Raw genomic sequence first — 23,264 nt, 5'->3', positions numbered from 1 at the left:
ACTTGCAAAAAGCAAGTGCAACGTCAAGACCCTCGGGACACCGACCTCGGCCGCGTCCCGGACGCTGCCGTCCTCGCCGCTGCAGCACGCAGCGGTGCGGTGTCAGGACATCCGCTTGCCGCCGAACCCGCCCATGGCCAGGATCTCGCCCAGCTCCTCGGCGCCGCACGGCTTGGCGTAGAGGAACCCCTGGGCCCGGGTGCAGCCCAGGGCGAGCAGGCTGGCAGCGGCCAGCTTGGTCTCGACGCCTTCGGCGACGATCCGCAGGCCGAAGGAGCCGGCCAGGCCGACGATGGAGCGGACGATCGCGAGGTCGTCGGCGCTCACACCGAGGTCCCGGACGAAGCCGCGGTCGATCTTCAGCACGTCCACCGGCAGCGACTTGAGCTGCGCGAGAGAGCTGTAGCCGGTGCCGAAGTCGTCGATCGCGACCCGGACGCCGATGTTCTTGAGTCCGCGCAGCGTGTCCAGCGCCTGCTCGGTGTCCCGGACGATGGCCTTCTCGGTGATCTCCAGGGTGAGGTACTGGCCCTCCAGGCCGGAGTCCCGCAGGATCTGCGCGACCGTCGAGACGAAGTCCCGGGTGATCAGCTCGGCCGGCGTGACGTTGACGCTCAGGCCCAGGGGAGTGGTCCTCGGGTACCGGCGATGCCACTCCCGCAGCTGGCGGCAGCCGGTCTCGAGCACCCAGCGGCCGAGTTCGCCGGCCAGGTTGGTGGTCTCGATCACCTCGATGAAGGCTGCGGGCGGCAGCAGCCCGAGATTGGGGTGCGGCCACCGCACCAGAGCCTCGATACCGGTCACCTCGCCGGTGAACATGTCGACTTCCGGCTGGTAGTGCAGCAGCAGCGACCCGTTGCGGATCGCAGTGACAAGGTGCAGCTCGATGTCCGTGCGGATCTCGTTCTGCCGGCGCATCTCGTCGGTGAAGACGGCGATCTCGTTGCCGCCCCGTGACTTGGCCTGCAGCATCGCCTGGTCGGCCTGGTTCATCAGCTCGGACACGTTGACCTGGCCCGGCTCGCCGAGCGCCAGGCCGATGCTGATCGCTCGGCTGATCTCCTCGCCGCCCACCTGCACCGGCTCGTTCGCCACCCGGCGCAGCGTGTCGGCGTAGCGGCTGGCTTCGGCCTCGTCCGCGGCACGTTCCATGACGGCGACGAACTCGTCGCCGCCCAGCCGGGCCAGCATGTGGTTGGCCGGGGACGCGGTCTTCAGCCGGTGCGCCAGCGTGGCCAGGAACTGGTCGCCGGCGGCGTGCCCGAGGAAGCTGTTCAACGCCTTCAGCCGGTCGACGTCGATGAAGATCACCGGCACCGGACCCGCCCCCGACGACAACCGCTCGGCCAGGTGGTCGGTGAGGGCCCGGCGGGTCGCCAGGCCGGTCAGCTCGTCGTGGTAGGCCAGGTAGCGCAGGCGCTCCTCGGCGGCCACGCGTGCCTGGAGCTGCGCGAGCAACGCGGCGACGGCGCGCAGCGCGTTGATCTCCTCCGGCTCCCAGGCGCGGTCGCCGTACTTGATGAAACCCAGAGAACCGGAGGTGATCTCCTTGTCCATCAGCGGCACGGTGGCCAGCGACACCGCCTGGATGCCCGATGCCTGCCGAACACGGTCCTGGTACTGGTCGTTGTCCTCCGCCGGGCGCACCAGCAGCACGGACGACAGCGTCTCCAGCGCAGCGAACGTCGGATCGGCGTCGGCGAAGTAGATGACGCCGAGCGGGTCGTCGGCGGGGACGTCCTCGCGGGGCGGCCACTCGGCGACCAGGATGGTGGCCCCGCGCTCGTGGTCGTTGCGGCGCAGGAAGCTCAGGTCGACCTCGAAGTAGTCGACCAGCTGGTGCAGCAACCGCTCGGACGCGGAGTGCAGGGTGGCCGCGGTGACCCCCATCAGGTCCGTCGCCACGGAGGTCACCAGGTCGTCCAAGGTCAGCTTCACGGTCATGCGTCCCGCCTGTCCACTGCCGCACCGGTTCCGGCGAGAGCCGGTGGCCCGACGTACACGGTCTCCCGGTCGAAACGCTGGCTGCGCACGGGCGCCGGCGGCACGTCGGAGCTCAATCGCACGACCAGCACCGGCACGTCGGTCGGGGCCAGCCCCACCGCGTCGCCGAAACGCCGGCTCAGCAGGGCCAGCTCGTCGGCGTAGGTGGCCGACAGCCCGGACCGGTCCGCGTCGCTGCGGGCGTAGAGGAAGACGGGCGAGACCGGGTGCACCGCCAGGCCGTGCCGCTCGGCGGTGATCCACAGCTGCTCGAGCGCCATGCCGCCCCGCACGTAGTCGGCAGGCCGGTCGCCGTCCACGGTGACCACCGCGACCGCGGAGCTGGCGTTGACCCGGTCGCGGGTGTTGTCGCCCAGCGCCACGCCGATGCCCTCTCCCCAGTCACCTAGGCGCGCCATGACGTCGGTGCGCGCGGCGACCCGGAGCTTGGCCAGGTCCGCGTCGTCCATGCCCAAGGCTGCCACGTCGATGCCCCAGGACGCGCGTTCCGGTCCGGGCCACCGCATCTCGTGCATCATCTCGCCGTGCAGCACCCGGTCCAGGAAGCGGACCCGGTCCGACGCCGCCAGCACGTCGGCCACGGCCGCCACCCGGTCCCGGTCGGTCACCAGGTGCACCCCGGCACCCATCGCGGCCATCTGGCGCCGCAGCTCGCTCACCAGTTCGGGGGCGAGCGGGCGGACGCGCCCGTACTGCCGGTTGGTGATGCGCCGCACCATCGCAGGGTAGAGCTCCGCGAGCTCGGGATCGGCGCCCGCTTCGAGCGACACGGTGACCACCGAACCGGACTCCGGGCCCGCCGGGAACGGGGTGACGACGGCCTTGCGCCCGTGGCGGGCGGCGGCGACGGTCGCGTTGAACGCCGCGGCGCCGATGGCCACGTAACTGCCCCGGAAGGCGACGTCCAGGCCGGACGTCCGGTCCGCCGCCAGGTGGATCTCGACACCGCCGTCGGCCGTCGGCACCAGCGACCAGGGTTGGACGTTGCCGCCGGACGGCGCCAGCCGCACTGCGTGCAGCACGGCCTCCTGGACCTCGCCGGGCTCCTCGGCGGTCAGGTCGACCGCCGCAGCGACCGCGATCTCGGCAGCGCCCGCAGCGCCGGCGACACCCTCCGGCGGCCCCGCGGCGACCGCCGCGCCCAGCCCGTCCAGGGAGCGCTCGAGGTCGACGCGGATGCGCCCCGACGGGAGCGACTCGCCGCGCCCGAGGCGGCGCACCGCCGCGGCCACGGTCGCCCCGCCCAGCTGCACGTCCCCGGCCAGCTGGGGCCAGGTGGACACGGTGTGGTCGATCTCGACCATGGACGCGGCCATCCGGTCCGACAGCTGGCCGGCCTCCAGGATCCGCATGACGTGCGGGGCCTTGTCGTGGGTCGACAACCCGCGCAGCGTCTCCGGCGAGACGTCGCCCAGCAGGCCGTGGAACAGCGGCCGGTCGGGCTCCAGGTCGAAGCGCTCGACATCGAACAGGCCGCGGTCGCTGGTCTCCATCAGCACCGGGAGGCCGCGTCGGCGGGCCTCCTCCCGCACCCGGAGCTTCATGTCCAGCGAGTCGCACTCCTCGATCACCAGGTCCAGCCCGTCGAAGAACCCGGTCATGGTGGACTCGGTCAGGCCCTCGAGGAAGACCTCGGTGTGCAGGTAGGGATCGACGTCGGCGATCCGCCGCGCGACGACGACGGCCTTGTTCACGCCCAGGTCGCCCACCGACGCGGGGATGCGATTGAGGTTGGACAGCTCGATGCTGTCCGGGTCGGCCAGTCGCAGGCTGCCGCACAGTCCCTCGAGGGCCAGCGTGTGGGCGATGGCGTGGCCGACGCTCAACCCGACGACACCGATCCGCAGCCGCGCGAACCGCTCCTGCTCGGCGCGGGTGATCTTGTTGCGGTTGCGGTCGGTCCGGAGCTGCCGGAATGTGTCGGGCTGCGGCACGGACACCAGCGTGCGGCGCCACGGGTACCAGGCCCAGCGGAAGGGTGCGGCCAGAGCGGCCGCGTCCAGTGCCGGCCGGAGGTCCGCCAGCTCGGCGCGCAGGCCCTCCCGGTGGTCGAGGACGACGACGTCCCGGCGCCGGCGCAACCGGCGGAGGTGGCGGGCCTGGGCCGGGTCGGACTCGTCCAGGACCACGGCTCGGAAGTCGTCACCGAGGTCCGGCCGACCGAGGGACAGCAGGTGCAGCGTCATCACGCCACCGAGGGGAAGGAGCCCGCGGCCGGGACCCGGCCGAACAGATCGTCCGACTCCTGCAGCAACGCCTCGTGGTCGGCCGCAGCGACGACCTCGGCGACGGCGGTCCGGTCCCACCACATGAGGACGGTCCGGTACCGCTCGTCCGGGTAGGGAACGGCGGGCACGGTGCTGCTGACGATGCCGCCGCTGCTCTGCCAGCGACCGACGGCGTGGCGGGCGGCGGTGCAGAGCGCATACCGCACCTGCAGGACGTCCATGACGTGCACGAAGGCGCGCGCCATCGCCGCCGTCAGCGCGAGCCGGCCGGCGGCGTCCGCGTCGACCCAGACGGCCTTGATCTCGACGACACCGGCCGCGAGCCGGTCACCGATCTGGGCGCGGATCTCGGCGGTCCCCGGTCGCCCGTCCCACTCACGCACGGCGTGGGCCTGGTCCGGCGCGACGAGCGGTCCGTGGGCGCGCAGGCCGGCCACGACGCGGCCGTCGGGCTCGACCGCGGTGACGAACAGCGACGTCGACCGGCCGTCCCGAACCGCCGGGTACTCGATGACGGACTCGACACCGTGGCTCCGGTAGCTGCGCAGCGCGCCGTCGAGGTACGCGGCCCACAACGCCGGCTGTTCGCCCGGTCGGGCGACCAGGACCCGGCGGCCGCTGCCTGCCTCGCAGTACTCCCCGACGATGCCGGGCGCGGTGGGGCCGTCGGCCTCGGGCGCGGACCCGGGCGGTGCGGCGGACACTGTGAGCAACACGCAACCAAGTGTAATCGAACCACTTCACCGAGTGTTGACGGCGGGCCGAGTCCAGACCGTCGGGCCAACGGGCGTCGCAGCATGTCACACACGGTGCGTCGGACCGGTCGGCGGACGGGTCGCCCGCACCGGCGGCACCGTCGGGACGTGACCGTGCGTGGTGGTCCGGGCGGGAAGCGCCACGGACGACCGCGCGGGCGCTCGGCCCCGCACCGGCGGGTGGCCGCAGGATGCCGGTGTACCGTCCGCGACGGATGGCCGGCACACAGCCGCTTCCTGCACCGTCAGTCGCGGGGGGCCAACGACATCACCCACTCGTCCTCCACCATCGGCACGTCGTCGTACTCCCGGCAGCCGGTCACGCCGTAACAACGACAGCGCAACCGTTCGCCGTTCACGTCGATGCGCAGGAAGTTCTTGAAGAACGGCGGGTCGCGCCAGGCGATGACCGGCGCCAGGAGGCGCTGGGTGGCCCGGCCGCCGAGATGTCCGACGATGTACGCGGCGAGGCCGGTCAGCGGCCCTCTGCGGTCCGGTCCGACGGGGCGCGAGGCGAGCGGTGCGACGCCGTGACGCCGTGCCAGTGCATGGGCAGCCTGATCGGTGGACAAGGGCCGTAGCCGGCCCCGGCTGAGAATGCGCAGGCGATGTGCCAGCACCCTGGAGAAGGCGGCGAGCGAGTCGCGGCGGAGCGGGAAGCAGCGGAAGCGTTCCTCGTTCACTCCGTCCGCCTGCGCGGGTTCCACCCGGCCTACGGTGTGTGTCGCGTGCAGGAAGGCGCCGCCACCACCTGCCACCACGAACTGGATCGTCCGGCCCGCTGTCCGAACGGGGTAGCGCTGGTAGTTGTGGGTGTTGCCGCCGATCGCCGCCACGTACTCGTGTCGCGGTTCGACGACGACCTGGTGCACGTCGCCGTACCCTTCGGGTGCCCCGCTGATCCGGCACTGCTCGCGTCGACCGTTGGCGATCAGCGGCGCGCCACCCGTGATGAGCACCTTCGGTCCGGGTTCGCGCGACACCCGGAGCAGCCATCGACCCTGTTCCTCGTCGACCCTGTTGTGGATGCCGGACTCGATGCAGACCAGCGTCAGAGGACGGGTCCGCACCCGGAAGTACGGCGTCCGCTGGGCGACCGGCTGCTGCTGGGACGGTTGGTCGCGCAGCGCCGGACCACCTTCCGCGACGAAGCGGGCACGGTCGAACTGCGGTGCGGGGCGGCCGCAGAGGTGGTGCAGGAAACCCGTCAGACCGTCGTACCAGTCGTGATTGCCCGGGACGGCGTACAACGCGCCGGGGTAACTGTCGAAGGGCCGGTAGAACAGGTCGACGAAGTCGTTGACGTCTCCGGCCGGGTACTGCAGGTCGCCGCAGAGCACGCCGAAGGTGGTGTCCGCGGCGAAGGTCGCGAGCGCAGACATGACCGCGTACTGGGACCGGTCGCCCTCGCCGGGATCGCCGAGGACGACGAAGGAGTGGTCCCCGAGCTGCAGATCCACGTCGAAGTCCGCGGGTGACGATCCCGCCAGGATGCGGGACCGTCGCCGGTCGACGCCATCGAGCCACCAGGGCACGAGCTGCCGCCGGGACTTCCACAGCACGACGGGATTGGCCCAGGACAGTTGGCGGCGGGGCAGGGGACGTGGCAGCAGATCCACGAAACGACCCGGCGAGCATGCCCGGTCGGCAGCGACGTCCTCGACCCGGGAACTGGTCGGCGGCGCGGTGCGCTCTGACACGGCGCTCCTCTCCGGTGCTCGCGCGCTCGTCCCGGCCACCGGTTGCGGTCAGGTCTCATGACGCCAGTGCCCTGCCCGGGACGCCCCTGTCGGCGCTGCGGGCAGTGCCCGGGGCGCCGCCCGTGCGGCTACCCCTGTGGAACACCTTCCGAAACGACTTCCCGGTCCTTGGCTCTTGAACCCGCCACGCCCGGCCTCCGCGGGACTGGTTCGTCTCTCACGGCCGACCCGGGGACAGACCGCGGAGACCCGATCGCGGGGCCGGCACGGGGTCGCCTCCGCGCACCCGGACGGGTTCCGGATCGGACCGAACCGTCCGCGGCAGTCGGGCGGACGGCGCCGATGACAGAACAGGACGCGGACCGTCCGCATGCCGCTCTAGCGTCGAGGCATGGACGACTCCTCTGCCCAGACCGGGAACAGCCAGCCGCCGTGGGAGCCTCCGCTCGCCGGCAGCGAGACCCAGCACCTTGCCGCGTCGCTCACCCGACTGCGGACCACGTTCCGCTGGAAGGCCGACGGGCTCGACACGGCAGACCTGTCCCGCTCGGTGGGCTCGTCGACGCTGACCCTCGGCGGGCTGCTCAAGCACCTCGCGTGCGTCGAGGACGAGAAGTTCGGCATCTCGCTGTCGGGCGCGGGCTACGGCCCGCCGTGGGCGGGGATGCCGGACTACCCGGGTCCGCCCGGCGCCTACACCTTCGACATCGACGGATGGGCGGCCGAGGACCTGTACCGGCTGTGGGACGAGGCCGTCCGCCGGTCCGAGGAACGCCTGCGAACGGCCCTCGCCGCGGACGGGCCAGGACAGCGCATCGCCATGGGCGCCGACGAGGGACTGGAGGTCAGCCTGCGCCGCCTGCTGTTCGACCTGCTCGAGGAGTACGGCCGCCACACCGGCCACGCGGACCTCATCCGGGAGTCGATCGACGGCCGGGTCGGCGAGGATCCGCCCGAGGACTGGCACGCCGTCAGCGGGTCCTCCCCGGTCGGGAGGTAGCCAGAGCGGCCGTGCCCGGCCGTCCGCGGCGACCCTGCCCGGCAGGGCCACCACGGACGGCGGGCCGGCCGTCGCCGGCGGCTCTCGACGGTCCGGTGGTTCTCGACGGTCCGGTGGTTCTCGACGGTCCGGTGCCCGGCGCCGCGGGAGATCGGAATCCGACGATCTCCCCATGGTGCGGGTCCGTGTGCCACCATCCACGGCATCTCCCGTCGCCGCGGATCAGGAGCCCGCCATGGCACATGCAGACCGGCCGACGTCCGCCGCTGGCGTCGGGACCACCTCCCGCCGGGCGCTGCTGATCGGCGGCTCGGCGGCCCTGCTGGCCGGATGCACCAGCGCAACGGCGGAGGCGGTCGGTTCGACGGGAACCGCTGCATCGTCGGCAGCGACCCCGACCGGTCCGCCCGCTGCCACCCTGTCGACGCCGGCGGGCTCGACGCCGCCCTCCGCGGCTGCCGCCAGCACCACTGCCAGCGGCAGCACGGCCGCGACCGGCACAGCTGCGGCCACCCCGGTGGTGATGCCCGGGCTCGCGCCTGTCGGCAGGACCGCGCAGTTCGCCTACTCGGCGGTCGACATCCCCGAGGCCCGGATCACCGCAGCCGTCGGTGCTCTCGACGCCCTCATCGCCGACGTGATGCAGCGCTCGGGCGTCCCCGGCCTCTCGGCTGCCGTCGTGCACGGTGGAAAGGTCGTCTATGCGAAGGGTTTCGGCGTCCGCGAACTCGGCAGACCGGGGAAGGTCGATGCGGACACCGTGTTCCAGCTCGCGTCGCTGTCCAAGTCGGTGGGCAGCACGGCGGTCTGCTGGGCGATCACCCGGAAGAAGGCGACCTGGGCGGACAAGGTCACCGCGCACCTGCCCGACTTCCGGCTCTCGGACCCCGCGGTCACCTCGATGCTGCAGATCTCCGACTGCTACGCGCACCGCACCGGGCTGTCCGGCGGGGCGGGCGAGGACCTGGAGGCGCTCGGGTTCGACCGGGCGCAGATCCTGCAGCGGCTGCGCCAGCTACCGCTCAAACCGTTCCGGATCACCTACGAGTACACCAACTTCGGCATGACGATCGGCGGCGAAGCGGTGGCCGCCGCGGCCGGCATGTCGTGGGAGGACCTGCAGGACGCGGCGCTGTACCGGCCGCTCGGCATGAGCCGGACCAGCTCGCGCCACTCGGACTTCCTGGCCCGCAGCAACCGGGCGGCGCTGCACTTCTACTACGACGGCTACCGGTTCCGCCCGACCTACCTGCGGGACCCGGACCAGCAGTCCCCGGCGGGCGGCGTCTCGTCGTCCGCCAACGACATGGCGCGCTGGATGCTGCTCCACCTGGCCGACGGCCGGTGGGACGGCCGGCAGCACATCGACCCGGCGGCGTTGCAGGCGGCACGGAACCCGCACATCCCCAACATCCCGGGCACGACTCCGGCCGAGCGCAGCGAGTTCTACGGCTACGGCTTCAACGTCGAGGCCACGTCCACCGGACACGTGCGCTGGGGCCACTCCGGCGCCTTCTACGTCGGCGCCGCCACGGCCTTCGGCATGCTGCCGGCCGCCGACGTGGGCATCGTCGTGCTCACCAACGGTTCCCCGATCGGCGTCCCGGAGGCCATCGCGGTCACGTTCACCGACCTGGTGCGCACGGGTGTGGCCGAGCGCGACTGGTTCGACCACTACAAGGCCATCTTCGTGAACACCTTCGTCAACCGGTCCCCGGTGGCCGGCGATCCGCCGGCGGACGCCCGCCGACCGCGGGCCGCGTCCGCATACGTCGGCACCTACACCAACAGCTACGTCGGCGACGTGGTCGTGAGCGCGCGGGGGCGGACGCTGACGGTGACGCTCGGACCCAAGCGGCTGTCGGCACCGCTGACCCCCTGGGACGGGGACAACTTCAGCTGGCTGCCGCCCGGCGGCTTCGCCGATCCCAGGTCCGCGGTCACCTTCGGCGGCTTCGCCGGCGGCCGAGCCACCACGATGACCATCGAGTCGTTGCAGATCCCCGAGCTGCGCCGGACGTCCTGACCGGTCGGGATGACGGACGGGCGAGCGGGATGGAGGCGTTGTGCGCAAGGTCGTCGTCTACGAACTGGTGTCCCTGGACGGTGTCGCCCAGGACCCGGACGAGTGGGTCACCGACTGGGACGAAGCCCTCGACGGCCACCTCGCCGAGGTCATCGCGTCGCAGGACGCGGTGATCCTCGGCAGGCGCAGTTACGACGAGTGGGCCGCGTACTGGCCGGGCAGTGACGTCGAACCTTTCGCCGGCTTCATCAACAGCGTCGCCAAGTACGTCGTGACCTCCAGACCCCTGCACCGGACCTGGACCGGCTGCACCCCGGTCCACGCGGATCTCGAGGGGTTCGTGCGGGACCTGAGGAAGCGTCCCGGCCGGGACATCGGCGTCCACGCCAGCATCTCGGTCGCCCGGGCGCTGCTGGCGGCGGACCTCGTGGACGAGCTGCGGCTGGTCGTCGCGCCGGTCGTCGTCGGCGCGGGACGACGGCTCCTGGACGGTGTACCGGCGACCCGGCTCCGGACCCTGCGCGGCGCGATGACGCCCACCGGTCACCTCGTGGCGGACTACGGCGTGTTCCGCTGACCCTGACCACGCATCCCTGTCCGGCCCGGACGTCGGCCGCGGATGCCCGAGTCCGTCGGGCTGTCCACGGGCGGCGGCGGACGGCCCCGGAACCCGGGACAGGAACGACGGACGGTCCTACGATCCGCTCACCCGCCGGACCGACTGGACGAGATGTCCGGCGGCGACCGAGTTCGGACGCGACGGCTGGCCGCCGTTCACCGGGGTCGAGCCGTCCGGGAGAAGGGACGGAACGATGGCACAGCGCCCACCGGTCGTAGGGACGACGATCGCCGCCGTCCTCCTCGCCGCCCTGCTGAGCGGCTGCACCGCGGATGTCGCCGGTTCCGGCGGCAGAGCCGATCCGCCCGTGACGAGCACCGGCACCGTCGTCGACACGACACCGACGGTCCCGTCGGACTCGACAGGACGGATCACGACCGGCGTCGGGTCGTCCGGCGGACCGTCGACCGGACCAGGAACCACCAGCGGCCGGTCGTGCTCCGACGTGACGCACGCGGATCCGAGCACGGCCTTCGAGTCGTCGCTCCGGGACGGTGACGAGCTCGCGGTCGGCGACACGGGATGGCTCGACGGCAGCGGGCGGGCGGCCGACGTACAGGTGCAGGGACGTTCGGGGGTGGTGACACTGACCGACCGGTCCGTGGCCACCGTGGTCGCCTGCGGCACGGTCGTCTCGACGACCAGGTGGATCGAGGTGCGTGCCGAGAAGCCCGGAACAGCGACGCTCCGCCTGTCCCGCAAGGTCCTCCGGATCACCGTGACGGCCGGCTGACGCCACGCCCGGATCGGTCCGGCCGGTTCAGCCGGTCGGCGCCGCGGCCACCCCGGACAGCAGCGCCAGCCGCAGTTTCGTCTCGTCCTCGGTGTCGGCGGCCGCGGTCAGGACGACGATCTTCAGCGCGCCGTCGCCGTCGGACAGGACGTCGCAGTCGACGGTGATCGGTCCGACGGTCGGGTGGCTGACCACCTTGGTGTCCTCGCGGTGGGTGCCGACGGCGCCCTCCGCCCACAGCGCCGCGAACCGTGGGCTGGCCGCGGTGAGATCGGTGACGAGCCGCCGCAGCCGGGCGCTGCGCGGGTACCTCCCGGTGGCCGCGCGCAGGTCCGACACCACGGCCGCCTGCACGTCCGTGCCGGACGACGACGTGACGGCCCAGTGGGCGAGCATCGGCTCGTCGCCGTCGAGCCGGAAGGTGCTGCGGGCGAAGTTCCGCGCCTGCGGCGGCGCGCCGGACGGATCGCCGAAGAGCGCCGCCCAGCCGCGGTTCCACCAGAGCAGCTGCCAGTCGGCGGCGAAGACCCCCACCGCCACGTCGGTGCCCAGCCGGTTCACGACACGCTGGACACCGCGCGGGATGTGGTCCGACACCTCGCCGTCGGCGGGTGGCGCCAGACCGGCCAGCCGGTACAGGTGGTCCCGCTCGGCCGTGTTCAGCTGCAGGGCGCGGGACAGCGCGGCGACCACCTGCGCCGACGGCGTGGTGGCCCGCCCCTGCTCGAGCCGTACGACGTAGTCGACGGAGATGCCGGTCAGTTCCGCGAGTTCCTCGCGACGGAGCCCATGCGCCCGGCGGGCGCGGCCCGTCGGCAGGCCGGCGGCCGCGGGGGAGAGCCGATCCCGCCAGGCCCGCAGCGTGGCGCCGAGATCCTGGTCGACGGTGGTCACGACGCCATTCTCCGCGCGCTCCGCGGCGGCAGGGTGGTACTGCTGGTCCTACTGCAGCGGCGTCTCTGGTCCGGACCCGCGGACGGTCCGACGATGGCTGCATGACAACAACCTTCATCACCGGGGCCAACAAGGGCCTGGGGTACGAGACCGCCCGCCGACTGCTCGCCGAGGGCCACGCGGTGATCGTCGGAGCCCGCGACCCGGAGGCCGGCGCCGCCGCCGCGGACCGGCTCGGCGCGCGGTTCGTCCGCATCGACGTCACCGACGACGCGTCGGTGGCCGCTGCGGCCGCGGACGTGGCGCAGCACGAGGGTGCCGTCGACGTCCTGGTCAACAATGCCGGCATCGCCGGCTCGCAGCCGGACGTCGGGACCCTGACCGCCGACGACGTGCTGCAGGTGCTGGACGTCAACCTGCTCGGCGTGGTCCGCACCACCACGGCATTCCTCCCGCTGCTCCGCCGGTCGGCGGACCCGGTCATCGTGAACGTCAGCAGCGGGCTGGGCTCGCTGGCGCTGACCCACGACCCGTCCCGCGTCGAATCGCACGTCATCGCGCCGGCGTACACCTCGTCCAAGGCGGCGTTGATCATGCTGACGACGCAGTACGCCAAGGCCTTGCCCGACGTCCGGATCAACGTCGCGGATCCGGGCTACACCGCGACCGACCTGAACGGGCACAGCGGACCGCAGACCGTGACGGAGGGGACGGACGCCGTCGTGCGCCTGGCCACCGAGGGGCCCGGGCACGGATCGGGCCGGTTCGTCGACCGCACCGGGGAGATCGGCTGGTCCTGACCGACCGTGCACACCGCGGACGGGCCGGCGCGCACCGTTCGCGGCGGACCCGCGTCGACGGTGCAGCGCCGGCCGGTCGGACCTGGACGGCTCAGCCCCGCAGCTCCGCAATGACCGGGCCCATCCGGTCGGCGAGATCGCCGGGGACCACGATCTCGTCGATGCCGTACTCGTCCCGCCACCGCACGAGCTGTCCGGCCATGTCGGCCGGCGAGCCGTCCAGCGCCCCCGCCGCACCCCGGACCGCCGCCGCATCCAGGCTGCGGGCCGTCCAGGCCGGCAGCACCCCGGCCACCGCCGCCACCTGGAAGGACAGGTGGACCGTTAACGGCCGGGACCGCGGATGGTCCCGCACCCGGGTGACCGCGGCCCGCAGGTCGGCGTCGGTCGCGGTCGGCGGGAGTGCCAGGCAGATGCGGTCGGCGATGTCGGCGGCCCGCGCCAGCATGCGCGGGCCGCCCGCGGCGACCACGACCGGAGGCGGCGGGTGGACCTGGGCGCGGACCTCGGCGACCACCCGCTCGAGCTGGGCGATCCGCTCGTCCGCCGTGCCCCAGGAAACGCCGAGCCGTTCGGCTTCCCGGCGGGCGTCCGGCCGGCCCGTGCCGATGCCGAGCTCGAACCGACCGTCCGACAGTTGCTGGAGCGCCCGCACCTCGCGGACGGTGGCGGTCGGAGAGCGGAGCGGAGCGGCGATCACCCAGGTGCGCACCCGCACCGTGGGCGATGCCGCGGCGGCCGCGGCGAGAGCCGGGAACGGCGAGGCGGTCCACAGCGTGTCGGGCACCAGCACGGTGTGGAAGCCGAGGGTCTCGACGGCGCGGACGCGCTCCAGCCAGCCGGCGCCCGTCTCCGGGGCGAGGACGGTGGCCCGGCGCAGGCCGCCGGGTGCAGTGCTGGTCATCGCGCGACTCTCCCGCGGGCAGGCCGCGACCACCATCGGGGCTGACCCCGATCCGGCCCCGACCGCTGCGCCGATAGCCCGCCGCGGCCGGACGGATCCCGGCTCAGCTGCACCCGGGCAGGCCCTGCAGCACCCCCGTGCGGTAGGCGGCGATGCGGTCGAAGCCGCTGACGCCGCCGGTGTCCTCGGTGCGGTTAAAGGCCAGCAGCGCCGCGACCGCCTCGTCGAGATCACCGGGCGAGAGCCGGATGTCGTCCGCCGCGCTGCCTGCGAGCAGGCTGTTGGTCCAGCTGCCCGTCAGGCAGTCGATCTCCAGTTGTCCGGCTCGTCCCGTCGTCGGCTGTCCGCGCCGGACCTGCACGGCCTGCGCGAACAGGCCGCCGAGCAGCGTCCCCACGGCGTTGTCGCCGATGCGTTGGTACAGCGCCGGCCCCAGGCGGACGGCGTCGAAGGCCGCGTAGTCGCCCGACACGCAGTAGAAGGCGGTCTCGGCGGCGCCCGGGTCGGGCTGAACCCGTCCCTGGCACGCCGGCGGACTCGCCGGGTCGAACGGCCGGACCGGCAACGCCTTCCAGGACTGCCCGGGGTCGACTTCCGGGTAGGTCCGGCTCCAGTAGGACTCCAGGGACTCGTCGAGGACGGTGACGGTGTCCTGGAACGAGGGCAGGTCCCCACCGGTGGCCGCCTCCTGCTGGGTACCGAACGGGACCTCGGTCACCGGGAGGTTGTTGGTCCGGTACGCGGCGCAGGTCCGCGGTCCACGGTCGACGCCGTCCTGGAAGGCGCGGATGCGGTCGAATGCGTTGCCGTGCGCCTGCGGCTCCTGGGCGGCGGTTCCCGGCTGGTCGCGCAGCTGGAGTAGGCCGGCCAGTGTCGTGTCCAGCTGTTGCGGCGTCACCGTGCCGAAGGCGGTCGAGGCCCCGCTCTCGACGTTGCCGACCCATGCGCCGGCGAAGCAGTCCGCCTGCTGTTCCAGGACGATCGTCGGCTGCCGGGACAGGCCGAGGCGGTTCTGGACGGCGTGGCCGTACTCGTGCGCGATGACGACACCGACCAGGAGCGGCCCGAAGTCCGACAGCAGCTCCGGGACGAGCACCTGTGAGTCCCAGGCGATGAAGTCGCCGTCCGGGCAGTAGAAGGCATTCGGTTGGTACTGCGCCGGCTCCCGGCCGCACGCCGGCGGCGGCGACGTCCTGGTGTACGGGTGGTAGCCACCGCGGACGGGTTGGAAGGCCTTGCCGCCGGACAGGCGGGGGTACTCCGCCGTCCAGTAGCGCTCGACGTCCTTGATAGCCGTTTCCACGACCCGGTTGGCCTCGGCGGGACCGGCGGTCACGGCGGTGTTCTGCAGATCCCCGGTCGAGGCCGCCGTCGTGGCGGGTGCCGGGCTGCGGGTCGCGGTTGCGCTGCCGGTCGATGGTGTCCCGCTGCTGCCGGTCGAGGCTGTGTCGCCGGACGTTCCCGCTGCGGTGCCGCCGGCGGCGGTGCCGGCCGGTGTCGCGGTCGCCGCGCTGGCCGAGCCGCCTGCGCTGGTCGCCGTTCCGGCGCTCGTCGTGCCCGCGGGCCCGGCGGCACCGGTCGAGGTGCAGCCGGAGAGGAGCAGGACCGTGACGGCCAGCGCGACAAGGCCGGGCGACGGACGTCCACGCACGGGTGCTCCCTCCGCGGCGACCGGCACCGACGACCAGCCGGTCGACGTGGTCGATATCCCGGTGGCTCCGGCGCCAAACCGCCGGGACCGCGCCCACCGGCCGAGACCGGCCGAGACCGGGCGGGGCCGGGCGGGGCGGGGCGGGACGGGGGTGGGGGTCCGGGTCCGCCCGGGCAGCCGTGCGCCCGGCGCGCGCGTGCCGGCGTGCGCGACGCGCTCGGATCGCGCGCATCCCGCCGGCGGAACCGTTCCGCGGTCCGGCCGCGCGCTCACCCGCGGTCGTGCAGCGTGACGTGGTAGCCGTCAGGATCGGCGAAGGTGAAGGTCCGGCCGAAAGGGCCGTCGACGGGTGCCGCGACGACGGTGTGGCCGTCGGCCACGAGTGCGTCGTGGATCTCTCGGACGTCGGTGGCGTGCAACCAGATCGCCGCGCCGATACCCGGCCGGGCGGCGGACGCGAGGTCGGTGCCGGGCACTACGTCGCGGAGCGCGAAGGCGATCGGGGCGGTCTGGAAGACGACGGCGTGTGGAGGACCGGTAGGCGAGCGGACCAGGCCGAGATACCGCTCGTAGAACGCGCGCGACGCCTCGAGGTCGCGCGCCTGGAGCGAGATGAAGTCGGGACCGGTGACGGGCATGGGACGAGCTCCTCTGTGTTGTGTCAGCTATCTGACACTCCGACCGTATGTCAGACTTCTGACATGAGTCAAGACGGCGCCGGCATCGACCTGGAGACTTCGCTGGGCTACCTGCTCAAGGAGGCGTCGAGCGTCCTCCGGGCTGCCATGGAGGAGGTGTTGCGGCCGCTCGGGATGACCGTCACGCACTACTCGTGCCTGGAGCTGCTGGCTCAGCGTCCGGGGCTGTCGAACTCGGACCTGGCACGGGGCGCGTTCGTGACACGGCAGTCGATGAACGTCCTGCTGCAGGCGCTGGAGCGGGACGGCGTCGTGACCAGACCGGCGGAGGCGGCCGTCGGGAAGGTGCTCCCGGCCCGACTGACGGCGCGCGGCCGGCGCAGCCTGGACAAGGCCACCGCAGCGGTCCGTTCGGTGGAGCTCCGCATGCTGTCCGGGCTCGACGACGCCGAGCAGGCCCAGGCGTCCCGGGCCCTGCGCAGCATGATCGACGCGTTGCGGGGATCAACGTCGATCCCGGTGACGTCGCCGGCACGGAGATCGCCCGCCGGTTGACCCGGTAGCCGGGACGGGATCGATCGAGCCGCCCACGGCCGTTCGGTGCGCTGGGCTCAGGTCGACCGGAGGCTCGAGGCCCGAGCCACACCCCTGCGCACCCAGCGTTCGAGAGCGGCGTCGTCCAGGTGCGCCGCCGGGACGCGGAGCCAGCCGTCCATCTCCCGTCCCCGCATGACCATCCGGTGCGCACCGCCGTCGGCCACGAGGCCGTCCGACTCCGCCGGATCCACCCGCACCATCACATCACCCTGGCTGCCCGCGGCCACGGCCATGGCGCCCCCGACCAGAAAGGCCAGGCCGCCGAACATGGCCTTCTCCGTCAGGTCCGGCTGGTCGTCCAGGAGCGCGCGAATGCGGTCGGCGAGTGCACGGTCGTACGGCATGGGGAGCAGTATGCGTCCGCGCCGCCCGCACCGACCTGGTGCGCCAGCACCCAGAACTCGAAGGCGATCCCGCCCTCGACGTGCCGGCCGGCAGCAGGTTCACCGCGGTGCGGAGCTGATCGACCGGGTGCGCACCGCTCGCTACACGGACCCGGCCGTCGGCGACGAGCCGGGGTAGCCCTTCCCGCGCCTGCGGAGGCGCGGGCGTGGGGAGAGCAGAGCCGCCGGGCTCGCCTCGACGCCGTCTGCAGCCGCGACGACGTGCTGGCCGTGGCATCCCGCGTCGGCGAGCACCGAACCGGCCCTGCGGTCGATCGCGAGCAAGGCCGGAGGGGCATCGCGACGCGGTACCGCCGCCCGTCCGGGGAAGCGCTCGTCGACGCGGTCCACCGGGACCAGGTCGGCCGGTCGACCGCCGGCGCCCGCGACCTGCTCGACCGGTTCGAGCCCGGCACGACGCTGCCGCGGTGGATGGACCTGTCTGGGGACCGGGGCGACCGGGACCGCCGGGCCGGGCCCCCTGCCGGGGCTGAGGGCTGCGGGCGAGTCGCCCACGGCACACCTGCCGGTCGAAACTGCCGGCCGCCGTCGCGACGATCCTGGAAACCGGCCGCAAGCGACGTGCGCTACGGCCGGACGTCACCGCCGACGAGGGGGCCGCCGCCTTCGTCGGCGCCGTCACGGTGACCCTCCGACGGCAGCGCGACGCCCTCGTCGAACCATTGCCGGACCTGTTCCTGGACGGGTTCCGGTCCGACCGCTGACGACCGACGGTCGACTCCGCCCGGGACGGCCGCCAACTCGACCCAGGACGGTCCACCTGACCAGTCGCGACCCCCGCTGCCGGCGACGCCCGAGAGCTCCTGCCCGTACGGACGGACCGCCGCCGGAGCCCTCCGGTGGTCCCTCCACCAGAACACGGCCAGTACCAGCGCTTCCAGCACCAGCACCACGCCGGTGTTGCGCAGCGCCGGCCAGAGGCCGAGCCGGTGGGCGTCGAGAAACGGGTAGGGGTACCAGCCGGTGAGGGCGCCGTGCACGAAGGTGTACACCACCCACGCGGCCGGCCAGAGGCAGGCCCGGGCGACGGTGCGCCGGTCGATCCGGCCGCCCGGACCGAAGAGGAACCAGCCGAGCACGGTTGCCCACGGTGCGATGTAGTGGAACCCGATCGTCGCGACCAACTGCCAACCCGACGGGTGGACGTAGTGGATCAGCACCAGGTCGAAGACGATGCCGGTGACGGTGATCCCGACCAGCGCGTCGAGCTGGAGCACGCGCCACCACCGGCCGTCACGGCACGGGTTCGCGACCAAGGTCACGGCCAGGACCAGCACGAGCAGGTTGCTCTGGATGGTGAAGAAGCTCACGGTCTGCACCAACCGGACCGCGACACCGACCGTCGCGACGGTGTCACCCGTGTTGGGATCCGGCCCTCCGGCCAGGACGAGCCAGATCTGGATGACGAAGGCGGCGACGACGACGACGGCGACCACGGCGAACCAGATCCTGGCCCGTCGAACCGACGGATGCGCCGAGGGGTCGCGGCGGAAACGGTGCAGCGCGTCGTTCATCGGTCCGTGGTCCTCCGGTCGGGAAGTGTCCTGTCCACGGTGGCAGCCACCCGGCGCGTGGCGACTGTTCGGAATTGCCAGCTCTACCCGCCGCTCCGGCTCGCGGACCGCCGTCCTGGTCGCGGTCGGGAGCGCGGGATACCGGTGTCGCGGTCGGCGCCGACGCTGAGGTCTCTGCAGTGTCGGGAGCGACGGGTGCTCGAAGAACGACGCGAGGGCTACTCCTCGAGACCCAGACATCTAGGCCGCGGACTGGTCTGCTTCAGCGGTGCCGCGGCAGCAGTTCAACGTCAATCTGGACCCCGAGCTGGTGCGCTCGACCGAGCACCACGCCATCGACATGCAGTCGTCCCTATCCGATCTGGTCGGGCGGATCCTGGCCAGCCATCTCGAGAACTGGAGGCGGACCCCCGTGTCCGACCAACCGCGCTTGTCCCTGCAGCCGATGGTGCATGTCGACGACATGGCCCCGGCAGTCGCGTTCTACGAGGCGCTCGGCGGTCAGGTGGTCCACGGTAGCCGGGACGGCGATTTCGTCTTGATGTCCGTCGGGAGCGGGCAGCTGGGCCTGCTGGCCCACCCACCGAACCCGAGCAGAACGAGGGCGTCGTCGAGCTCAACTTCGAGACCGGCCAATCTCTGCACGATCTCGAGGAACGGCTCCGCCGCGCCGGCGTCACCATCGCGGCATCGACCACCGACGAGGGCTTCGGCCGGCAACTGCAGGTGTTCAGCCCGGTCGGTCTGCTGGTCAAGATCAACCAATCGGATCCGGAGCTGTACGCGTGAGGACCGTCGCGGGTCGCCCGCCACGGTCGCCCGGAAGACCGGCCCGACGGGCGGCGAGATCCCGATCGGCGCGTTCGCGGTGCTGGCCGTGCTGGCTGCCGCGTGCGGCGCCGCATCCGGCAGCGGCTCCACCCACCGTCCGCTGCCACCGGATCCGCACAGTCCCTCCTGAACTCGGTGGTCGCCCAGCTCGGCGTCGTCGGCGCCGCCGTCGCCGTCGTGACCCCCGGCGCGGACGGAGCTCCGCACTGCGACTTCTCCGTCTCCGGGTGTTGCCGACTCGACCATCCACCAGCCGGTGACGGCGCAGACCCGGTTCGAGATCGGTTCCCTCACCAGGACCTTGACTGCCGACCTGCTGGCGTCGTTGGTCGCGCTGGGCACGGTGGCCCTGTCGGATCCGGTACAGAAGTTTGCACCGCCCAGCCGGTACCGACTGGCTGTACTCCGGTTTCGGCGTCCTGGGCACGGTGCTGGCCGACCTGGTCGACCCGGGCACGGCGGCTCCGCCCTACAGGGCGGCGCTGCAGTCGCGTGCTGTCCGGCCTGCCGATGCCGGCGACCGCGGTGGAGGTGCCGGGACAGGAGATGGCCACCGGCCACCTGGTCGACGGCGGATCGCCACGGGCCACGCCGCAGTGGTCGAAGACCAACGCCCTGGCGGCCGCCGGCGGCCTGGTCTCCGATGCGGCCGACATGGCCGTCATGGCCGTCTGGACGGCCGCACATCTCGGCTCTCCGGTGGCCGCGGACGGCGCTGTCGACCCTCCACTGGTCCGCACCGTCCAGCTGTGGGCATCGCCCGGGTGCGGTGCCAGCAGACGGATCCGAAGGACTGCTCGAGCACGCCGCAGACAGTGGGCCCGGCCTGTCGGTTGGACCCGGCGGCGGGCTCGGTCCCGCAGCCGTTCGCGACCGAGAACGGTGCCACCGCCGGCTTCCAGTCACAGGCGTTCCTGGTCCCATCTGCCACGGTGGGCGTCGTCGTGCTCGCGAACACCGTCACGCCGACCGACCTCGTCCCGCTGACCACCCCGCTGGTGGGGCAGGCGTTGAGCCGCGAGCAGCCGGCCCCGGGGTCAGTCCGTGGACGGCGCGGCGGTGCACCCGGTGAAGAACGACGCGTGATGGGTGTGGATGCCGATGTCGGTCAAGTGCACGTACGCCGTGGATCCGACGATGCTGATCGAGTCACCCGGGTAGTCGACCTCGTCGATGTGGATGTCCTCGCCGACGGCGGTGATGCTGTCGTGCACCGGCACCAGACCGTTCGGGCACGTCGCGACGAACAGCGCGTTGCGGAACGGCGCGATCGGCATGGTCGGGCTCTGCGCCGCGGTCCCCCTGGCCGACGGTGTCGTCGATGCCGCAGCGGGGACCGCGACGGGTGCGGCGACCGCCGTGGCGGCGGACGGACGCACATCCTGCGCACCCGGCGTCGCAGCCGACGAGACTCCGGCGCCGAGGATCAATGCCGTACTGCCGGCCGCCGCGACGACCGCCGTCCTGGCCCACACGGACATCGACGTCATGGTCGGTCCTCCTTCTTCCGCGGGGACTCGTCGCCGGTCCCGGCTGTCGGTGTGGCGACCGGATCGGCCGCTGTGAGAGCAGCTTCCGAGCGGATCCGGCCGAGAGCCGTCCGCCGTCGGGAGGAGGACGCGGACCCCTTCGGGTCGCCGGGCGGGGGACCGTCCCTGTCCACCGATCGGACCACTGACTGTGCGGACTACTCCAGGTGTGCCGGCGACGCCACTGTGGGCCGCAGAATGGTCACTCACCGAACGATCGGCACTGCACCGTCACCATTTCTGCGCCGGGCCGCGGTCCGCCGACAGTGCCAGCAAGCCGCGCTCCGCCGACAGTGCCAGCAAGCCGCGCTCCGCCGACAGTGCCAGCAAGCCGCGCTCCGCCGACAGTGCCAGCAAGCCGCGCTCCGCCGACAGTGCCAGCAAGCCGCGCTCCGCCGACAGTGCTAGCTTGGGAACGGGTTCGAGGAACAGCCCTACCGGCGCATCGACACATAGGTCGGCGTCGGTCCGCACGGTTGCGGTGCGGAGTACGTCGCTGTTTCTCTTCGACGTCATCTCCGTGCAGCCACTCGGATCGCCGTCGACGACGTGGGACGACGCGACCACAAAGACGGCTGGGCTTCGCCAGGGAGCCTGGTGGAAGGACCGGATCGGGCCACACCGCGATCGGGTCGGACCGTCGACGTGGGGCGGCCGTCACCTCTAGTCCGCGACCGGACGGTGCGGCGCCGCGTCGCGGAACGGAGCAGGACATGACGGAGTCCGAATTCAGGTCACCATCGCGATTCCAGGCGGTGCAGGAGATGGTCGGCGGGTTCCCGACAGACTGGTCTGCCGGGAACCTTCCCGACCTCCGGCGCACCGCCGACGGGTCGCCGTGCGCCGTCCGGACGACATGTCCGACGGCGATCTTCGTGGTCGACGGCGAGGGACGGCAGGTGCTCGCCACCGAGGTCGGGGTCGATGCGGACATCGACCTTGAGCTCCGACGAGCGGGGTGGCGGTGCACGGCACCGTGGCGCGTGGACCAGTTCGGGCGGCCGTGTGTCGTGGTCGAACCGCTGGAACCGTCCGCCTCGCCCGTCCGCATGGCCCTCGGCCTGCGACCCGCGCCGTGAGAGCCGCCCGACGCTGCCGGTCGAGCCACCGGTCTCGGTCGGTCGGTACGCCTGCCCTGCGACGACGGATCGATGTGCTGGAGGGCCGGCGTGCACGCCTTCGAATAGTTCCGGTGAGTGGGCGGAGGAGGCGACCGGCAGGCCGGACTCCGGAGCGGACGGACTCCGCTACGGCGTCGTGGCCGTCGATGGGAGGACTGCCGGCGCTCCGACGGACTGCCTGGGAGGACACAGTCTCACACTGTCCGACAGGGAAGGAACGACGTTGCAGATGTCCGGGTTCGGCGTTCATTCCGGCTGCGAGGTCCGCTTCGAGCAGGACACCGGGTCCCCCACCGAAACGCGATGGTGGCAGGTGCGACGAGGGACCGGTGGCGCGCTCGTAGCGGTTCGGCATCAGCCATGGTGAGCGGCGAGGACCAGCGGCGAGAGCCGGCTCGGCGACGGTGGATATGCCGATGGCGTTGAGCGAGCAGGAACGTCGACAGCTGTCCGAGCTGGGTCAGCAGCTGGCCAGAGAAGATCCCGAGCTGGCTCTGCGTCTTGCGGCCGGACCGAGGGGGGCGTCACCTGGTCGGCCGGCCACTCGGCGGTGGTTGCTGCTGTCGTCTGCGGCGCTGGTGCTCGGTGCCGTCATCGCCGGCGTTCTCGGCTACATCATGGACCAGTCCGCGGGGTTCGGTCTCGCAATGGTCTGCTGCACGCTCGCTGGGGTCGGCAGCATCGTCGCCCATCTGCCCGCACCGGCCCCACGGGCAGCCGTACCCGGCCGGCATCGCGGACGTCGCTGACTGCGGGCCGGCGTCCCTCCCGCACGGCGACCGGGAACCGACGGTCGGGCACCGACGCGGGTCGACCAGCCTGGCCGCGACCGCCCGACCGAGGGCTGCGCCACCGAGGACACCGACCGCAGGGCGAGCGTCGACGTCGCCCTGCACCGCCGGTCGTCGTTGCAACCGCGCTCCCCGGTCCGGGCAGCAGTACGTCGCAGGTCTCCGTCGCCCCTCGCCACGACGAGACGGTGGTCGATCAACCACTTACCACCAAGGATCTGCCCAGGGCCGCGAAGCAGGCCGCCGTCGATCTGGACATCCCTGCTTCTGTCCTTGGCCGACAGAGCGCCCTCCGGTTGCGGGACAGACCGGCGTCCGTCGGTAGAGATCGCCGAACTCCGGGCGTACGACGCGACGGTGTCGTGGTCGTCCGGCGGGCACCGTCCGGACGAGGGGACCTGTCCGGCGCCGCAGTGGGTCGGTCCCTGGTACTCGCGGGACGGACTCCGGACCGCCAGCGGTCGACGGCGCCGCTCGCCGACGCCTCGAGCCGCCGCCGTCCCGCTCGTGTCACTGTCGGGGGGT

General features: G+C 72.6%; 22 protein-coding genes. 9 read left to right on the top strand and 13 right to left on the bottom strand.

The genetic code is table 11. From position 1 onward, the window contains the following. Positions 1–102: 102 nt before the first annotated feature. From IEY37_RS04780 to IEY37_RS04765, 4 genes are all read right to left on the bottom strand, one after another. Entirely contained in the window at positions 103–1,944 is a 1,842-nt protein-coding gene (locus IEY37_RS04780) for a putative bifunctional diguanylate cyclase/phosphodiesterase (protein ID WP_188940379.1), read from the bottom strand. Next, positions 1,941–4,190 (bottom strand): Rv1355c family protein, encoded by a 2,250-nt coding sequence (locus IEY37_RS04775; protein WP_188940378.1) that lies wholly within the window; start codon positions 4,188–4,190, stop codon positions 1,941–1,943. The genes IEY37_RS04780 and IEY37_RS04775 overlap by 4 nt, the downstream gene beginning before the upstream one ends. Next, positions 4,190–4,948, bottom strand: coding sequence for a hypothetical protein (locus tag IEY37_RS04770; protein ID WP_188940377.1), 759 nt, complete (start codon positions 4,946–4,948; stop codon positions 4,190–4,192). The genes IEY37_RS04775 and IEY37_RS04770 overlap by 1 nt, the downstream gene beginning before the upstream one ends. A 284-nt stretch (positions 4,949–5,232) precedes the next feature. Then, a complete protein-coding gene (locus IEY37_RS04765; protein ID WP_188940376.1) occupies positions 5,233–6,687 on the bottom strand; it encodes a metallophosphoesterase in 1,455 nt (484 codons plus the stop codon). 391 nt (positions 6,688–7,078) lie between these two features. Between IEY37_RS04765 and IEY37_RS04760 the strand changes: the two genes are divergently transcribed. The 4 genes from IEY37_RS04760 (at position 7,079) to IEY37_RS21900 (ending at position 11,065) form a co-directional block, all read left to right on the top strand. Continuing rightward, on the top strand, positions 7,079–7,687 hold the full coding sequence (locus IEY37_RS04760; protein WP_188940375.1) for a mycothiol transferase: 609 nt from the start codon (positions 7,079–7,081) through the stop codon (positions 7,685–7,687). Positions 7,688–7,922: 235 nt separating this feature from the next. After that, a complete protein-coding gene (locus tag IEY37_RS04755; RefSeq protein WP_188940374.1) occupies positions 7,923–9,713 on the top strand; it encodes a serine hydrolase in 1,791 nt (596 codons plus the stop codon). A gap of 40 nt (positions 9,714–9,753) precedes the next feature. After that, the gene (locus IEY37_RS04750) at positions 9,754–10,290 is read left to right on the top strand and encodes a dihydrofolate reductase family protein (RefSeq protein WP_188940373.1); all 537 of its coding nucleotides are present in this window, start codon (positions 9,754–9,756) and stop codon (positions 10,288–10,290) included. A 487-nt stretch (positions 10,291–10,777) separates the two neighbouring features. Then, a complete protein-coding gene (locus IEY37_RS21900) occupies positions 10,778–11,065 on the top strand; it encodes a hypothetical protein (RefSeq protein WP_229673880.1) in 288 nt (95 codons plus the stop codon). A gap of 27 nt (positions 11,066–11,092) precedes the next feature. Here the strand turns inward: IEY37_RS21900 and IEY37_RS04740 are convergent, their stop codons facing one another. Next, the gene (locus tag IEY37_RS04740; protein ID WP_188940371.1) at positions 11,093–11,959 is read right to left on the bottom strand and encodes a helix-turn-helix domain-containing protein; all 867 of its coding nucleotides are present in this window, start codon (positions 11,957–11,959) and stop codon (positions 11,093–11,095) included. Positions 11,960–12,060: 101 nt separating this feature from the next. On the opposite strand from IEY37_RS04740, the gene IEY37_RS04735 reads away from it, so the two are divergent. Beyond that, positions 12,061–12,759, top strand: a complete 699-nt coding sequence (locus IEY37_RS04735) for an SDR family NAD(P)-dependent oxidoreductase (protein WP_188940370.1) — start codon at positions 12,061–12,063, stop codon at positions 12,757–12,759. Between the two features lie 91 nt (positions 12,760–12,850). On the opposite strand, the gene IEY37_RS04730 is transcribed toward IEY37_RS04735, so the two are convergent. From IEY37_RS04730 to IEY37_RS04720, 3 genes are all read right to left on the bottom strand, one after another. Next, complete coding sequence (locus IEY37_RS04730) at positions 12,851–13,663, bottom strand: LLM class flavin-dependent oxidoreductase (RefSeq protein ID WP_229673878.1); 813 nt, start codon at positions 13,661–13,663, stop codon at positions 12,851–12,853. Positions 13,664–13,766: 103 nt separating this feature from the next. Further along, positions 13,767–15,314 carry a neutral zinc metallopeptidase gene (locus tag IEY37_RS04725; protein ID WP_229673876.1) on the bottom strand — a complete coding sequence of 516 codons (1,548 nt, stop codon included), beginning with the start codon at positions 15,312–15,314 and terminating at the stop codon, positions 13,767–13,769. A 269-nt stretch (positions 15,315–15,583) separates the two neighbouring features. After that, positions 15,584–15,952 (bottom strand): VOC family protein, encoded by a 369-nt coding sequence (locus tag IEY37_RS04720; protein WP_188940369.1) that lies wholly within the window; start codon positions 15,950–15,952, stop codon positions 15,584–15,586. Positions 15,953–16,015: 63 nt separating this feature from the next. On the opposite strand from IEY37_RS04720, the gene IEY37_RS04715 reads away from it, so the two are divergent. Next, positions 16,016–16,507 carry a MarR family winged helix-turn-helix transcriptional regulator gene (locus tag IEY37_RS04715; protein ID WP_188940368.1) on the top strand — a complete coding sequence of 164 codons (492 nt, stop codon included), beginning with the start codon at positions 16,016–16,018 and terminating at the stop codon, positions 16,505–16,507. A 56-nt stretch (positions 16,508–16,563) separates the two neighbouring features. On the opposite strand, the gene IEY37_RS04710 is transcribed toward IEY37_RS04715, so the two are convergent. From IEY37_RS04710 to IEY37_RS04700, 3 genes are all read right to left on the bottom strand, one after another. Beyond that, entirely contained in the window at positions 16,564–16,893 is a 330-nt protein-coding gene (locus IEY37_RS04710; RefSeq protein WP_188940367.1) for a TfoX/Sxy family protein, read from the bottom strand. Between the two features lie 626 nt (positions 16,894–17,519). Beyond that, a complete protein-coding gene (locus IEY37_RS04705) occupies positions 17,520–18,467 on the bottom strand; it encodes a Pr6Pr family membrane protein (RefSeq protein ID WP_188940366.1) in 948 nt (315 codons plus the stop codon). 501 nt (positions 18,468–18,968) lie between these two features. After that, positions 18,969–19,640 carry a hypothetical protein gene (locus tag IEY37_RS04700; RefSeq protein ID WP_188940365.1) on the bottom strand — a complete coding sequence of 224 codons (672 nt, stop codon included), beginning with the start codon at positions 19,638–19,640 and terminating at the stop codon, positions 18,969–18,971. Between IEY37_RS04700 and IEY37_RS22765 the strand changes: the two genes are divergently transcribed. After that, a complete protein-coding gene (locus tag IEY37_RS22765; protein ID WP_373298252.1) occupies positions 19,555–20,370 on the top strand; it encodes a serine hydrolase in 816 nt (271 codons plus the stop codon). The two genes, IEY37_RS04700 and IEY37_RS22765, sit on opposite strands and share 86 nt — an antisense overlap. On the opposite strand, the gene IEY37_RS04690 is transcribed toward IEY37_RS22765, so the two are convergent. Both IEY37_RS04690 and IEY37_RS04685 read right to left on the bottom strand, forming a co-directional pair. Beyond that, positions 20,336–20,788 carry a hypothetical protein gene (locus IEY37_RS04690; protein WP_188940364.1) on the bottom strand — a complete coding sequence of 151 codons (453 nt, stop codon included), beginning with the start codon at positions 20,786–20,788 and terminating at the stop codon, positions 20,336–20,338. The two genes, IEY37_RS22765 and IEY37_RS04690, sit on opposite strands and share 35 nt — an antisense overlap. A gap of 270 nt (positions 20,789–21,058) precedes the next feature. Further along, a complete protein-coding gene (locus IEY37_RS04685) occupies positions 21,059–21,343 on the bottom strand; it encodes a hypothetical protein (protein ID WP_229673874.1) in 285 nt (94 codons plus the stop codon). A gap of 197 nt (positions 21,344–21,540) precedes the next feature. Between IEY37_RS04685 and IEY37_RS04680 the strand changes: the two genes are divergently transcribed. Continuing rightward, a complete protein-coding gene (locus IEY37_RS04680; RefSeq protein WP_188940362.1) occupies positions 21,541–21,906 on the top strand; it encodes a hypothetical protein in 366 nt (121 codons plus the stop codon). Between the two features lie 452 nt (positions 21,907–22,358). Continuing rightward, positions 22,359–22,697: a DUF3040 domain-containing protein gene (locus IEY37_RS22760; protein WP_373298251.1), complete on the top strand. Its 339-nt coding sequence runs from the start codon at positions 22,359–22,361 to the stop codon at positions 22,695–22,697. The last annotated feature ends 567 nt before the right edge of the window (positions 22,698–23,264 follow it).

The organism is Nakamurella endophytica (assembly GCF_014646215.1).
Lineage (GTDB): Bacteria > Actinomycetota > Actinomycetes > Mycobacteriales > Nakamurellaceae > Nakamurella > Nakamurella endophytica.
The sequence above is the reverse complement of the archived record's forward strand: the minus strand, read 5'-3'. Positions and strand labels throughout refer to the sequence as shown.